The 13,425-nt window shown below is 63.3% G+C and carries 12 protein-coding genes; 9 read left to right on the forward strand and 3 right to left on the reverse strand.

Annotation, left to right across the window (positions count from 1 at the left end):
- Positions 1-5: 5 nt before the first annotated feature.
- Positions 6-1,346, reverse strand: a complete 1,341-nt coding sequence (tssK, locus tag AC07WS_RS11280; RefSeq protein ID WP_494729151.1) for a type VI secretion system baseplate subunit TssK — start codon at positions 1,344-1,346, stop codon at positions 6-8.
- A gap of 267 nt (positions 1,347-1,613) precedes the next feature.
- Here tssK and AC07WS_RS11285 point away from each other — a divergent pair, with 267 nt between their 5' ends.
- Genes AC07WS_RS11285 through AC07WS_RS11325 form a run of 9 tightly spaced genes read left to right on the forward strand, consistent with a single transcriptional unit; the run spans position 1,614 to position 11,554 of the window.
- Complete coding sequence (locus tag AC07WS_RS11285; protein ID WP_494729152.1) at positions 1,614-2,213, forward strand: tetratricopeptide repeat protein; 600 nt, start codon at positions 1,614-1,616, stop codon at positions 2,211-2,213.
- A 36-nt stretch (positions 2,214-2,249) separates the two neighbouring features.
- The gene (gene tssB, locus AC07WS_RS11290; protein ID WP_494729153.1) at positions 2,250-2,753 is read left to right on the forward strand and encodes a type VI secretion system contractile sheath small subunit; all 504 of its coding nucleotides are present in this window, start codon (positions 2,250-2,252) and stop codon (positions 2,751-2,753) included.
- Between the two features lie 2 nt (positions 2,754-2,755).
- On the forward strand, positions 2,756-4,240 hold the full coding sequence (tssC, locus tag AC07WS_RS11295) for a type VI secretion system contractile sheath large subunit (protein WP_494729154.1): 1,485 nt from the start codon (positions 2,756-2,758) through the stop codon (positions 4,238-4,240).
- A gap of 40 nt (positions 4,241-4,280) precedes the next feature.
- Positions 4,281-4,772, forward strand: a complete 492-nt coding sequence (locus tag AC07WS_RS11300) for an Hcp family type VI secretion system effector (RefSeq protein ID WP_008449053.1) — start codon at positions 4,281-4,283, stop codon at positions 4,770-4,772.
- A gap of 26 nt (positions 4,773-4,798) precedes the next feature.
- Positions 4,799-5,290 (forward strand): type VI secretion system baseplate subunit TssE, encoded by a 492-nt coding sequence (gene tssE / locus AC07WS_RS11305; protein WP_161085691.1) that lies wholly within the window; start codon positions 4,799-4,801, stop codon positions 5,288-5,290.
- A gap of 1 nt (position 5,291) precedes the next feature.
- Positions 5,292-7,136, forward strand: a complete 1,845-nt coding sequence (tssF, locus tag AC07WS_RS11310) for a type VI secretion system baseplate subunit TssF (protein ID WP_494729155.1) — start codon at positions 5,292-5,294, stop codon at positions 7,134-7,136.
- Positions 7,100-8,182: a type VI secretion system baseplate subunit TssG gene (gene tssG, locus AC07WS_RS11315; protein ID WP_494729156.1), complete on the forward strand. Its 1,083-nt coding sequence runs from the start codon at positions 7,100-7,102 to the stop codon at positions 8,180-8,182. Before tssF ends, tssG begins: the two co-directional genes overlap by 37 nt.
- A gap of 17 nt (positions 8,183-8,199) precedes the next feature.
- Positions 8,200-10,851: a type VI secretion system ATPase TssH gene (gene tssH / locus AC07WS_RS11320; protein ID WP_494729157.1), complete on the forward strand. Its 2,652-nt coding sequence runs from the start codon at positions 8,200-8,202 to the stop codon at positions 10,849-10,851.
- Positions 10,852-10,876: 25 nt separating this feature from the next.
- A complete protein-coding gene (locus AC07WS_RS11325) occupies positions 10,877-11,554 on the forward strand; it encodes a hypothetical protein (protein WP_494729158.1) in 678 nt (225 codons plus the stop codon).
- Positions 11,555-11,567: 13 nt separating this feature from the next.
- On the opposite strand, the gene tssA is transcribed toward AC07WS_RS11325, so the two are convergent.
- Both tssA and AC07WS_RS11335 read right to left on the reverse strand, forming a co-directional pair.
- Positions 11,568-12,608, reverse strand: coding sequence for a type VI secretion system protein TssA (gene tssA, locus AC07WS_RS11330; protein ID WP_494729159.1), 1,041 nt, complete (start codon positions 12,606-12,608; stop codon positions 11,568-11,570).
- A 16-nt stretch (positions 12,609-12,624) separates the two neighbouring features.
- Positions 12,625-13,425 carry an OmpA family protein gene (locus tag AC07WS_RS11335; protein ID WP_494729160.1) on the reverse strand — a complete coding sequence of 267 codons (801 nt, stop codon included), beginning with the start codon at positions 13,423-13,425 and terminating at the stop codon, positions 12,625-12,627.

The following is a 13,425-nucleotide window of genomic DNA, read 5'->3' on the forward strand; positions in this document are numbered from 1 at the left end:
TCAGTTCAGGAAGTAACGGCCACCAGGTCCAGCTTCAGGTCATGTATGCCGCCGGGGACGTATATGGAAATCGATTGGGCTTGCAGCATGCGCTCGTACATCTGGCCCTTCGCCTCCAGCGCGAAGTAGCAGGCGTCCGGACGCACCGGCACGGCGGCCGGCACTTGCGGCGCATGCGTCAGGCGCACGCCCGGCATGGCCGACAGCACGAATTTTTCGACGTCGTCCGGCGCGCCGATCTTGAAGCGCAACGGCACGATGTCCACCATCTCGCTGGCCGGCAGGTCGGCCGAGACGGCGATATAGAAGGTGGTCTTGTCGTCGATCTTCTGCGAGTCCAGCATGCCGTGGTGGTACGAAGGCTTGACTTCCTTGAGCGCGATGGCGAAGTACTTCGACGAGATCACCGTGTCGAGCAGCTCGCGGATGATCTGGTGCAGCGTGGCGAAGCCGGGGCCGGGATCGGCGTGCTGGTAGGGCGGCAGGTCGGCCAGGGTCCAGCTTTTCGAGAACGTCATCAGGGCGCCGGCCAGTTGCAGCAGCTGTTCGTACAGGCGTTCCGGGTGCAGCGCCGGATGATGGAAGTAGTGCGACAGCGAGGCGAACGCCGAACTGGCCGTGTGCAGCAGCCAGAAGGACGACATGTCGCCGGAGCGGAATTCGATCACGTTCTTGCTAGGCTCGCGGTGGTGGCCGTACAGCGCGCTGACTTTGGCCTGCAGCGCGTCGATCAGGCGGCGCAATTGCAGGAACAGCTGCGCCGAGCTGCGGATCGACAGGCTGGGCGCGACGAACGATGTATCCAGTTCGAAGCCGCCGGTGGCCGCGCGGCGCAGGCGCAGCAGCGGGAAGTGGGTGTAGGAATCGCGCGGTTCGAACTCCGATACCAGGCGCACGGTCTTTTTCAGATAGCTCAGTTGCGCGGTCGCTGCCTGCGTGTACAGGTCCGGCGTGTCGCGGTTCGACTGCAGGAAGCGCACCGCGTTGGCGCCGTTTGAACCGTCGCCGAAATTGCCGCCGAAGGGTTTGAACGCGGGCAGGGCGGCGTAGAAGGTCACGCTCTGCTGCGATTGCAGCATCTGGCTCAGGTCCACGGTGTCCGGCAGTTCGTCCTCGCCGGGAGCGCTGTAGAGCTCGCCGTCCTGGAAGCGCAGCGACAGTTCCAGCACACGCAGGGTGTTGTTGGCCAGGGCGTCGCGGTCGATCTGGAGCTGGTTCACGCCCCAGGCGTATGGGTGCAACGCCTGCATGCTGTGATGCAGCCGCTGCTCGTGGTACTGGTCCTGCTGCTGGAAGTGCTGCGGGCGCAGGAATAAGCCTTCGCCCCATAAAATTTTGCCGCTCATGCGTGCGTCCTTGAGAGTGTGGCGCATTGATGCCATTTGTTAAGTAGCAGAACAATAACATTTCTTGTCCAACTGCCGCGCTCGTTTGGTTTCTATCGTGCGCAGCTTAAAAAATAGGCAACTGAGACCACTGCGGCACTAAAAAGTTCCCTGTTTCAACCAAAAATTCAATTGAACGCGGTCAATAATAAATTTCTGATAACGTGCAGCCTGTTGGCAACAATTAGTGGTTAGGCATTCTTTTTTGATATTTAGTTTGAGGACAGCATGAAGACCGTAATCTCCCTTGGCCGCATCGGCCGTTTCATTGGCGCCGCTGTCTGCGCCGCATCGCTCAGCGCTTGTATGACCGCCCCGGTTGTCCAGAAGCCCGCAGTACCCAGCATGGAAGACATGCTGGCCAAGGCCAGCCAGGCCAGCGGCTCCGGACAGAAAGAGCAAGCCGTCACGTTATGGAAGGAGGCGGCAGCCGCCTATCCGGCCGATAAGACGCCGTGGACCAATATCGCGCAGACCCGTTATGAGGCTGGCCAGTACGGCGACGCCATCGTCAGCGCACAGGAAGTGCTGGTGCGCGATCCTAACGACCGCCTGGCCAACAGCATCATCGCCATCAGCGGCCTGCGCCTGTCGACGCGCGCGCTGTCGGACCTGAGCCGCCAGAACAATCTGTCCGGATCGCTGCGCACCGAGTCGCAGGACCTGGCCAAGCTGCTGCGCGAGAGTCTGGGCGAGACCGTGCTGGTACCGCCGCAGCCTGCGCAAGCCGTTACGCCGCCGCGCAATGCCAGTGCCGCCAAGGGCAAAAAAGGCAAGGCGAAGGCCACCGAAGATTCCAGCGCCGATCCGTTCAACGCGCTGAAGTAACCGTTTTGTATTCAACCCAAACGTTAGGGGAATCCCATGTCTAAAAATACCAGTGTCCAGAAAAAACTGCAGAAAATCCGCCCGCCGCGGGTCCAGATGACCTACGACGTCGAAATCGGCGACGCCATCGAAAACAAGGAGCTGCCCTTTGTGATGGGCGTGGTCGGCGATTTCGGCGGCAATTCGGAAGTCGAGCAAAAGCGCCTGAAGGACCGCAGCTTCGTCGGCATCGACCGCGACAACTTCGACGAGGTGCTCAAGGGCGTGGAGCCGCGCGCGGCCTACCGCGTGGCCAATGAACTGAGCGACGAAGGCGGCCAGTTCGCCGTCGACCTGAAATTCAAGTCGATGGAAGACTTCCGTCCCGAAGCCGTGGTGCAGCAGGTGGAACCGCTGCGCAAGCTGCTCGAAGCGCGCACCAAGCTGGCCGACCTGCGCAACAAACTGGCCGGCAACGACAAGCTGGAAGACATCCTCAACGACGTCTTGAACAGCACCGAGAAATTGGCCGAACTGGGCCAGCAAACCACGAAGGCCTGATCATGTCCGCTCAACTGACTCCAGGCGGCGCGGCCGCCGCCACCACCGAATTCGCATTGCTGGACCAGATCGTCGAGCAGAGCAAGGTCGCCAAGTCCAGCGCCGAGCATGCGCGCGCCAAGGATCTGATTTCCGAACTGGTGAACCAGGTCATGGACGGCACCGTGGTCGTCTCCGACAACCTGGCCGCCACCATCGACGCCCGCGTGGCGGAACTGGACCGCATGATCTCGGCGCAGCTGTCGGCCGTGATGCACGCGCCGGAATTCCAGAAGCTGGAAAGCAGCTGGACCGGCCTGCACTACCTGGTGCGCAATTCCGCCACGGGCCAGAACCTGAAGATCAAAATGCTCAACGCGACCAAGAAGGAATTGGTCAAGGATTTCCAGTCCGCGCTGGAATTCGACCAGAGCACGATGTTCAAGAAGGTCTACGAAGAGGAATTCGGCACCTTCGGCGGTGCGCCGTTCGGCGCGCTGCTGGGCGACTACGAGATCACCCGCCAGCCGGAAGACATGTACTTCATCGAGCAGATGTCGCACGTGGCGGCAGCCGCGCACGCGCCGTTCATCTCGGCCGCGTCGCCGGAGCTGTTTGGCCTGGAGAGCTACAGCGACCTGGGTAAGCCGCGCGACCTGTCCAAGGTGTTCGACACCGTGGAATACGCGAAGTGGAAGTCGTTCCGCGAATCGGAAGACTCGCGCTACGTCGGCTTGACGCTGCCGCGCTTCCTGGGCCGCCTGCCGTTCAACCCGGCCGATGGCGCCACCACCGAGGGCTTCAACTTCGTCGAGGACGTCGACGGCACCGATCACCAGAAATACCTGTGGTGTAACGCGGCCTACGCCTTCGGCACCAAGCTGACCGCGGCCTTCGAGGACTACGGCTGGTGCGCGGCGATCCGCGGCGTGGAAGGCGGCGGCCTGGTGGAAGACCTGCCGACCCACACCTTCAAGACCGACGAAGGCGAAGTGGCGCTCAAGTGCCCGACCGAGATCGCCATCACCGACCGCCGCGAAAAGGAGCTGAGCGACCTCGGTTTCATCTCGCTGGTCCACTGCAAGAACACCGACTACGCCGCCTTCTTCGGCGCGCAATCGGCGCAGAAGGCCCGCAAGTACAACAGCGACGCCGCCAACGCCAACGCCGTGCTGTCGGCGCAGCTGCAGTACATCTTCGCCGTCTCGCGCATCGCCCACTACATGAAGGCGATGATGCGCGACAAAATCGGCAGCTTCGCCGCCGCCTCGAACGTGGAAGACTTCCTGAACCGCTGGCTGACCCAGTACGTGCTGCTGGACGATAACGCCAGCCAGGAACAGAAAGCCCAGTTCCCGCTGCGCGAAGCGTCCGTCCAGGTATCCGAAGTGCCAGGCCGTCCAGGCGTGTACCGCGCCGTGTCGTTCCTGCGTCCGCACTTCCAGCTCGACGAGCTGTCCGTCTCACTCCGTTTGGTCGCGGAGCTGCCTGCATCGACCAAGACCTAAGCAACCGTAGTACTTACTTTAACAACCGAAAGGAAAAACAATGGCAATCGACGTCTATCTGCAAATCGATGGTATCAAAGGCGAATCCGCCGATGCTACCCACAAGGACTGGATCGAGGTCTCGACCGTTCAATGGGAAGTGCTGCAGCCTAAATCGGCTACCGCATCGACCGGCGGCGGCCACACCGCCGAGCGCACCGAGCACAAAGACATCGTCGTCTCGAAGCTGGCCGACCTGGCTACTCCTCTGCTGCTGCAAACCTGCTCGTCGGGTAAAACCATCCCCAAGGCAAAGCTGGAATTCCTGCGCGCCGACGGCAATGGCGAGCGTATCAAGTACTTCGAAATCGAACTGGAAAATGTGCTGATCAGCAGCGTCGCTCCAACCGTCAAGCAAGGCAACATCCTGACGGAAGATGTGGCGATCAAGTATTCGAAAGTGAAGTGGAAGTACACGCAACAGAAGGTCGGCGGCGGTTCGGGCGGTAACACCTCGGGTGGCTGGGATCTGTCGGCCAACAAGACTGCGTAATCGACTGACTGTTTAATGGGATACCGATGAAGGGTTTTACGCCGGGACTGTTTGACCGGCTGATGGATATGCCAGTCAACGGCGCCTCCAACGGCACGGTATCGCGCCTGTCGATCGAGGACTTGAAGGACTCGGTCGCGCGCGATCTGGAAGCGCTCCTCAACACGCGCACTGTGATCCCGGAAGAGCTGCTGAAGCGGTATCCCGAATGCGGGCGCTCGATCGTGACATACGGCTTGAATGACTTTGCCGGCTTGTCGCTGTCGAGCACCGATGATCGTGCTTTCATTTGCCGATGTCTTGAAAAAGCCATCGCGCGCCATGAGCCGCGCCTGCGCAATGTGCAGGCTTCGCTCGAGCTGCGCGCGGACTCGATCAACCGCCTGAACTTCGCCATCACGGCGTTGCTGGTGGTGAGTTCGGCCCATGAACCGGTCAATTTTGACGCTGTGTTGCAGCCGTCCAGCCTGCACTACACCATAAGCAAGGCGCGCCGCGTGGCGCAATCGGGAGCCTGAGTTGGACCAATTATTACCGTATTACGAGAGGGAACTGGGATTCCTGCGCCGCTATTCGCGCGAATTCTCCGAACGCTACCCCAAGATCGCCGGTCGGCTGCTGATCGGCGGCGAGGTGTGCGAAGACCCGCACATCGAACGCATGATCGAATCGTTCGCGCTGCTCAATTCGCGCATCGCGAAACGGCTCGACGACGACTATCCAGAATTTACCGAGGCACTGTTCGAGGTGCTTTATCCGCACTATCTGCGGCCGTTTCCTTCGTGCTCGATCGCGCGCATGGACTTCAGCGGCGCCGCCGCGCAGCTGACCACCGCCAGCGAGATCGCGCGCGGCACGCAGCTGACCACGCGCCCGGTGCGCGGCGCCGTGTGCACCTTCCGCACCGCGTATCCGGTGACGATCGCGCCGCTGGCGCTGACGCATGCGGCCTTCGCCGCCATCATCGACGCTCCGGAGGCGACGCGCACGCCGCCCAACGCCACCTCCAGCATCAGCCTGACCATTTCCAGCACCTCGGCGCAGGTGGCGGTGCCGCAGCTTGGGCTGTCCAAGCTGCGCGTGTTCATCGACGGCGAGCCGTCCTTCTGCGCGGCGCTGCGCGATGCGCTGTTCATGCGCGGCGTGTGCGCCTATGCGGAGGCCGACGGCAATGGCCGCTGGATACCGCTGCATAAAATCCCGGTGAGCCCGGCCGGCTTCGACGAGGAGGAATCGCTGATCGATTTCTCGGCCCGTTCGCACGCGGCCTACCGGCTGCTGACCGAGTATTTCTGCTTCCCGGAGAAGTTCAACTTCTTCGACATCGACCTGCATGCGCTGTCCGGCGTGCTGCCTGCCGGCTGCAAGTCGGTCACGCTGCATCTGGCCTTGTCGGGCATGCGCACCGATTCCAACACGGCCCGCATGCTCGGCACGCTGAACATCAACAACGTGCTGCTGGGCTGCACGCCGGTGGTCAACCTGTTCCGCCAGCGCGGCGAGCCGATTCGCCTGACGCACACCAGCGCCAGTTATCCGGTGCTGGCCGACGCCCGCCGCGCGTTCGCGTATGAAGTCCAGTCGATCGACTCGGTGAAGCTGGTGCGGCAAACGCCGCAGGGCGAATCGGTGCTGGAATTCCGCCCGTTTTACTCGCTGCGCCACGGCCAGACGCCGGAAAAGAACGGCCATTACTGGGTGATGCGGCGCGACGATATCATCGCCGAGAAAAGTCCCGGCTACGAAACGCAGATCTCCATCGTCGACATCGATTTCGATCCGGCCGAGGTGGAGACCGACACCCTGAGCCTGGAACTGAGCTGCACCAACCGCGACCTGCCAGCCTCGTTGAGCTACGGCCAGCGTGGCGGCGACCTGTTCCTGGAGGGCGGCTCCAGCGTGCGCGCGATCAGCTTCCTGCGCAAGCCGACATCGTCGCACCGCTTCGAGCGTGGGCGCGGCGCGCACTGGCGGCTGATTTCCCACCTGTCGCTGAACCACCTGTCGCTGGCCGACGGCGGCCTGGATGCCTTCCGCGAGATGCTGACGCTGTACGACCTGCCGCGTTCACCGTCGTCGCAACGGCAGATCGGCGGCATCCTGGCGGTGTCGCACAAGGCGGCCAATACCTGGCTGCCGGGGAATCCGTTCGCCTGCCTGGTGCGCGGCATCGAGGTGCGGCTGACCATCGACGAGGAAGCCTTTGTGGGTAGCGGCATTCATGCCTTCGCCCACATCGTCGAGCGCTTCCTCGGCTTGTACGTGCACGCCAACAGCTTCACCCAGCTGGTGATCGTATCGAATAAAACCGGAGAGGAGCTGTTGCGATGCACGCCACGAAGCGGCGATTTGAGCCTGCTGTAATCGAGCGGCTGTTCGCGCAGCCGTACCGGTTCGAATACTTCCAGGCCGTGCGCATGCTGGAGCTGTGGCTCAAGCGCCATGGCGCGCCGGGCGAGGGCGCCGTCGCCAACTTCCTGCGCTTCCAGAATTCGACGTCGCTGAACTTCCCGGCCAGCCAGCTGGAAGCGATGCAGCCGGAGCCGCGCGAGGTGCCGACCGACGCCCGCGCACTGGCGCAGGCGCTGCAATCGACACAGCTGAAGTATATCCGCATCACGCCGGCCTTCATGGGCTTCCTGGGCAGCAGCGGCACGCTGCCGGCCCACTACACGGAGCGCATCGCCGCGCACGCGCTGTACGAAAAGGACGACGGCCCCCGCGCTTTCCTCGATACCTTCTCCAACCGCGCGCTGGCCTTGTTCTACGAGGCCTGGCGCAAGTACCGGCTGGAGCTGAAGTATCAGGTCGACGGCAAGGACACCTTCCTGCCGCTGCTGCTGTCGCTGGCCGGCATGGGCAGCGAGTCGCTGCGGCGGCGACTGGCCGACGACGGCGACGGCGTGCTCGATGAGTCGATCGGCTACTTCGCCACCGCCATGCGTCAGCGTCCGGCGTCGGCGGTGCAGATCGCGAAGGTGCTGTCGGAGTATTTCGACCAGCCGATCAAGGCCGAGCAGTTCATCGGCTGCTGGTATGACGTGCCGGTCGAGCAGCAGACGGTGCTCGGCCTGGGCAACGCCATGCTGGGCGCAGGCGCGATGGCCGGCTCGCGCGTGTGGCAGCGCGACCTGCGATTGCGGCTGGTGGTAGGCCCGCTGGACCTGGAAGGCTACGAATCCTTCCTGCCCGGCGGTAAGGCGGCAAAGGCGCTGAAAAGCATGTTGACCATGTTTACCGGCCTGTCGCTGGAATACGAAGTGCAGCTGGTGCTGCGGGCGGCCGACGTGCAAGGGGCGCGGCTGGAGGACGATCGCGTGGGCGGGCGCCTGGGTTGGGACAGTTTCCTGGTCACCGACGCCCAGACGCAGGACCGCGCCGATGTGCGCTATGAGATTCATACAGTATAAAAAAATAGGGAACCATCATGAGCATCAACCTGAAAACACTGATCGGAAAACTGAACGACACCAGCCGCACGGCCGCCACGCGCGCGGCCAGCCTGTGCGTCTCGCTGGGGCAGTACGAAGTGGATATCGAACACCTGTTCCTGGCGCTGCTGGAGCAGCCCAAGAGCGATTTCGTCGTCATCGCGCGCCAGAGCGGCATCAGCGTGAGCATGCTGGAGGCGGACCTGCAGGCCGAGATCGCGCGCCTGAAGACCGGCAATTCCCGCACGCCGGTGTTCTCGGAGCGCTTGCCCAAGCTGTTCGAGCACGCATGGCTGATCGCGTCGCTGGACCTGCAGGCGGGCCAGCAGGCGCAGATACGCAGCGGCCATCTGCTGCAGGCGTTGTTGACGGAGCCGGAGCTGGCGCAGTTGGCGTATCGCGGTTCCAAGCTGTTCGCCAAGTTCGAGGTCGACCAGATCAAGCATAACCTGGACAAGCTGACCGTCGGTTCGGACGAGGCGGTGCTTGCCGCGCCGGCCGGCGAGCGTGAGGAGCTGGCCGGCGATCCGGTCGGCGACTTGTCCGCCAAGGCCGCGTCCAAGACGCCGGCGCTGGACCAGTTCACCACCAACCTGACGCAGCGCGCCCGCGACGGCAAGGTCGATCCTGTGATCGGCCGCGATATGGAGATCCGCCAGGCCATCGATATCCTGATGCGCCGGCGCCAGAACAATCCCATCCTGACCGGCGAGGCCGGCGTCGGCAAGACCGCCGTGGTGGAGGGCCTGGCGCTGCGCATCGCGCTCAACGACGTGCCGGATGTGCTGAAAGGCGTGGAGATCCACACGCTGGACATGGGCCTGCTGCAGGCCGGTGCCAGCGTCAAGGGCGAGTTCGAGAACCGCCTGAAGACCGTCATCGACGAGGTGAAGAAAAGCCCGCACGCCATCATCCTGTTCATCGACGAGGCGCACACGATGATCGGCGCCGGCGGCCAGGCCGGCCAGAACGACGCGGCCAATCTGCTCAAGCCCGCGCTGGCGCGCGGCGAGCTGCGCACCATCGCCGCCACCACCTGGGGCGAGTACAAGAAGTATTTTGAAAAGGACGCCGCATTGGCGCGCCGCTTCCAGGTCGTCAAGGTCGAGGAGCCGAGCGAGGAACTGGCCTGCGCCATGTTGCGCGGCATGGCGCCGCTGATGGAGAAGCATTTCGGCGTGCGCGTGTACGACGAGGCGATTACCGAGGCGGTACGCCTGTCGCATCGCTACATCATGGGCCGCCAGCTGCCGGACAAGGCGATCAGCGTGCTCGATACCGCCTGCGCCAAGGTCGCGCTGGGGCAGAACGCCACGCCGGCGTTGATCGAGAACCTGGCGCGCAAGCTGGAACGCATCGCGGCGGAATCGATCTCGCTGCAGCGCGAGCAGAGCACCGGCGGCAGCGCGCACGTTGCTCGTCTGGCGGAGCTGGAGGCTGCCCGCGTGGCGGCCGCCGCGCAGCATGCCGAGTTGTCCGAGCGCTGGGAGAAGGAAAAGGCGCTGACGGAGCAGATCAAGGCCGGCCGCGTGGCGTTGGAAGGCGGCGGCGACGCCAGCCAGGGCAAGGATTTGCAGGCGTTGCAAGCGGAGCTGAAGTCGCTGCAGGGCGAGGCGCCGATGGTGCCGGTGCAGGTGGACGGCCATGTGGTGGCGGAGATCGTTGCTGGCTGGACCGGCATCCCGCTCGGGAAAATGGTCAAGGACGAGATCAAGACGGTGTTGAACCTGAAGGCCATGCTGGAGCAGCGCGTGCTGGGCCAGCCGCATGCGATCGAGGCGGTGGCGCAGCGCGTGCGCACCTCGCGCGCGAACCTGGACGATCCGAACAAGCCGAAGGGCGTGTTCCTGTTCGTCGGCCCGTCCGGCATCGGCAAGACCGAGACCGCACTGGCGCTGGCCGATGTGCTGTATGGCGGCGAGCGCAAACTCATCACCATCAACATGAGCGAGTATCAAGAGGCCCACAGCGTCTCGGGCCTGAAAGGCTCGCCGCCGGGCTATGTGGGCTATGGCGAGGGCGGTGTGTTGACCGAGGCCGTGCGCCGCAATCCCTACAGCGTGGTGCTGCTGGATGAAGTGGAAAAGGCGCATCCTGATGTGATGGAGCTGTTCTTCCAGGTATTCGACAAGGGTGTGATGGACGACGCGGAAGGCCGCGAGATCGACTTCAAGAACACCATCATCATTCTGACTTCGAACGTGGCGTCGGCCGCGATGATGCAGGCTTGCCTGAACAAGAGCAGCGAGGAGCTGCCGGAGCCGGCGGCCCTGGAAGAGCTGATTCGCCCGCATCTGATGAAGCAGTTCAAGCCTGCCTTCCTCGGGCGTTTGAAGGTGATTCCGTACTATCCGATTCCCGACGATGTGCTAGTGGAGATCATCAAGCTAAAACTGGGCAAGATCCAGAAGCGCATCAGCGCCAATCACAAGGCGGAGTTCAGCTACGACGAGGCGCTGGTCGAAGCGGTGCTGGCCCGCTGCACGGAAGTCGACTCCGGCGCGCGCAATGTCGACAACATCCTCAATGGCACGCTGCTGCCGGAGGTGGCCGAATCCGTGCTGACCAAGATGGCCGAAGGCGCCGCAATCAGCAAGATCAAAGTCAGCGCCAACAAGCAGGGCCAGTTCAAATACACCGTCAAATAATCGTTAAGTAAGGAGAATGATGACCATGAAACGCCAAGCCACCATTGCGATTTTGATGTCCACGCTGCTCCTGGCCGCGTGCCACAAGAAGGACAAGCCGGCGGACGTGCCGACCGTCGCCGAGCCGGCGGCGACGGCGCCTGCGGCAGCCATGCCAGCGCCGGCCGCCGAGCAGACGGCGGACCAGCAGGAGCTGGCCAAGAAGCAGGCCTTGCTCGATTACGGCACGATGGAAGACAAGTATCTGAACGATCCGAAGGGACAGTGGGCAGCGACCGCCAAGGCCAGTTCGACCTTCGGCGACGATAATGGCCGTGAGCCGGCGGAGTCCAATCTGGCCAAGAACGCCGCCGGCCCGTCGGATGACCGCAGCTGGAGTAACAATAACCAGGACAAGGGTTTTGATTGGCTGGAGCTGAGCTACGCCAACCCGGTCAACGCGACCGAGCTGCGGGTGATCATTCCCGGCGGCGACGGCGTGGAGGCGGTGAACAAGGTGGAGCTGCAGGACACGGATGGCAAGTGGAACACCATCTGGTCCGGCATCAGCGAGGTAAAGCAGGACAGGCGCGGCAACCGCACCTGGTTCGTGCGCGCCTTCGACAAGACCGCCTATAAGGTCAAAGGCGTCAAGCTCACCTTCGCCAACAACGTCCAACACGGCTACAAGCAGGTAGACGCCGTCCAACTGGTCGGCGAATAAGGCTGAATAGGGCTTAGTTGGGAGGCCGCACTCCCAACATCTCTTCGATGTGGGAGAGCGAGCTCTCGTCCTTGATGACGGAGCGCAGCCAGGTGTGCAGATCCTGTTCACCGGCGTTGGCGGCCTTTTCGGCGAAGTAGGATACCGGGCTGTGTGGCTCGGTATCGCGGAAGAACTTCGCTACCGCGCGCAGTTGGGCGATGGCCTGCGTGCGGTTGCGGATCGGGCCGGAGACACCTTCCCGCTGTTGTGGCGCCGCTGCGCCGTTCGATGCGTGCGATGGAATCTCGTCGGCCGCATCGTCGGTGTGTGCCTCGGCGCCGCTTGATTTGCCCGCCGTCGGCATAGCGTGCAACATGGATTGCACGGCGTCGCGCGCGGCGGAGAAGCCCGGGCTGTCCTGTCCCAGCTTCGCATCGGATATCTTTTCCAATTGCAGCAGGGCGTCCATGCAGTACAGCGCATCGGCGGTGAAGCCGGCGCAGAACTGTGCGGAGTTGGAGCGCTTGGCCGCTTCCATGTCTGCCAGCTTGGGCGCGCCGGATTGGTCGTCGCCTCCGCCATTGGCGCGTTTGCGGGCGGATTCGAAGTCGATGGTGGAGTAGGCCGTGTTGCGGCCTTCCGTCAGCGGCATCTCGCGGATCAGCGTCTTGGTGCGCGCCAGGATCCAGCTCAGATTGCCGATGCGTTGTTCGTTGTCGCCGCCGTCCGCTTCCGGATACAGGCCCATATCCCAATACTGTTCGCACAGGCCGGCCAGCAGGCGATAGCCTTCCGCCAGGCCGCGCAGGTGATGCTGCTTGGCCGCGGCTTCTGTCAGCCAGACAGCAAGGCGCAGGTCCTTGCTCTTCTCCGTCAACAGCGCGGCGCAGCGCTTGACGACGAATTCCCAATCGGCCTCCTTCAACTCCGTCACCCATTCGCCCTGGTCCAGCGACGGGTCGTCGAACTTGCGTGCCTGCGCGATGGCGTCCAGGTCGGACGAAAAGGACAGGTCCTCGCCGGATGGCCGGCTGTCGCTGATGGGGATTAATAACTGCTCTGCTGAAAACATGATGTCCTCTGTTTGATTATTGGGCCATGCGGAACTCGATGCGGCGGTTGCGCGCGCGTCCATCCGCACTGTCGTTGCTGGCGATCGGCCGGTCGGGACCCTGGCCGCTGGCGGTCAGCAGGTCGCCATTCAGGCCGTGGCTTGCGAAGTAGGTTTTGACGGTTTCCGCGCGCGCCTGGCTTAGGCCAAGGTTGGTGGCGCGCAGGCCGGCGCTGTCGGTGTGGCCGATAATCTCGACCTTGCGGCCTTTGAGCTTGAGCAGCGCCGCCAGCATTTCGTCCAGAATGGCTTTGCCGGCCGGCGTCAACGTGGCTTTGCCGCTCTCGAATTCGACGGTGCGGTTGGCCAGCGTGGAGTCCAGGATGCTCTGATCCGCAGCCGACACGCGCAGGCCGTTGTTGACGGTGTAGGTCGGATTGAGGCTGGTGGCGACGTTGCTGGCGATGCGCTGGCGCTGCGCTTCGTTGGCGACTTCGCCGCGCAGGCTGACATTGCTGCCGTCGATCTTGAGCTGGCCGCGGCTGATCTGCTTCAGGTCCGGCGTGATCAGCTTCTGGACATAGCCGTTCCAGTTGGCCGGCATGGCGACCGGGCCGATGGCGATCTGGTCGACCACCTTGTCGGCGCCGTAGACTTCGCGCAGCTTGGCCAGCACGGCGGCCTTGCTGCCTTCGTCCGGCACGGTGCCGCTGGCCAGCACCTGGCCCGGTTCCGGCGCGGCTGGCGCCAGGCCTGGGTTCTGGGCGCCGGCTCCGGCTGCACCGAGCGCGCACATGGCGGTCAGCAGGGCGTTGGCTATCAATTTTTTAGGGCGCAT

The organism is Duganella sp. GW821-FHT01E12 (genome assembly GCF_059422325.1).

Bases quoted from the DNA above. Each gene is read 5' to 3' on its own strand.
- tssH (WP_494729157.1), top strand. From the start codon at position 8,200: ATGAGCATCAACCTGAAAACACTGATCGGAAAACTGAACGACACCAGC.
- tssB (WP_494729153.1), top strand. From the start codon at position 2,250: ATGTCTAAAAATACCAGTGTCCAGAAAAAACTGCAGAAAATCCGCCCG.
- AC07WS_RS11300 (WP_008449053.1), top strand. From the start codon at position 4,281: ATGGCAATCGACGTCTATCTGCAAATCGATGGTATCAAAGGCGAATCC.
- tssA (WP_494729159.1), bottom strand. From the start codon at position 12,608: ATGTTTTCAGCAGAGCAGTTATTAATCCCCATCAGCGACAGCCGGCCA.
- AC07WS_RS11285 (WP_494729152.1), top strand. From the start codon at position 1,614: ATGAAGACCGTAATCTCCCTTGGCCGCATCGGCCGTTTCATTGGCGCC.
- AC07WS_RS11325 (WP_494729158.1), top strand. From the start codon at position 10,877: ATGAAACGCCAAGCCACCATTGCGATTTTGATGTCCACGCTGCTCCTG.
- AC07WS_RS11335 (WP_494729160.1), bottom strand. From the start codon at position 13,425: ATGCGCCCTAAAAAATTGATAGCCAACGCCCTGCTGACCGCCATGTGC.
- tssE (WP_161085691.1), top strand. From the start codon at position 4,799: ATGAAGGGTTTTACGCCGGGACTGTTTGACCGGCTGATGGATATGCCA.
- tssK (WP_494729151.1), bottom strand. From the start codon at position 1,346: ATGAGCGGCAAAATTTTATGGGGCGAAGGCTTATTCCTGCGCCCGCAG.
- tssC (WP_494729154.1), top strand. From the start codon at position 2,756: ATGTCCGCTCAACTGACTCCAGGCGGCGCGGCCGCCGCCACCACCGAA.
- tssG (WP_494729156.1), top strand. From the start codon at position 7,100: ATGCACGCCACGAAGCGGCGATTTGAGCCTGCTGTAATCGAGCGGCTG.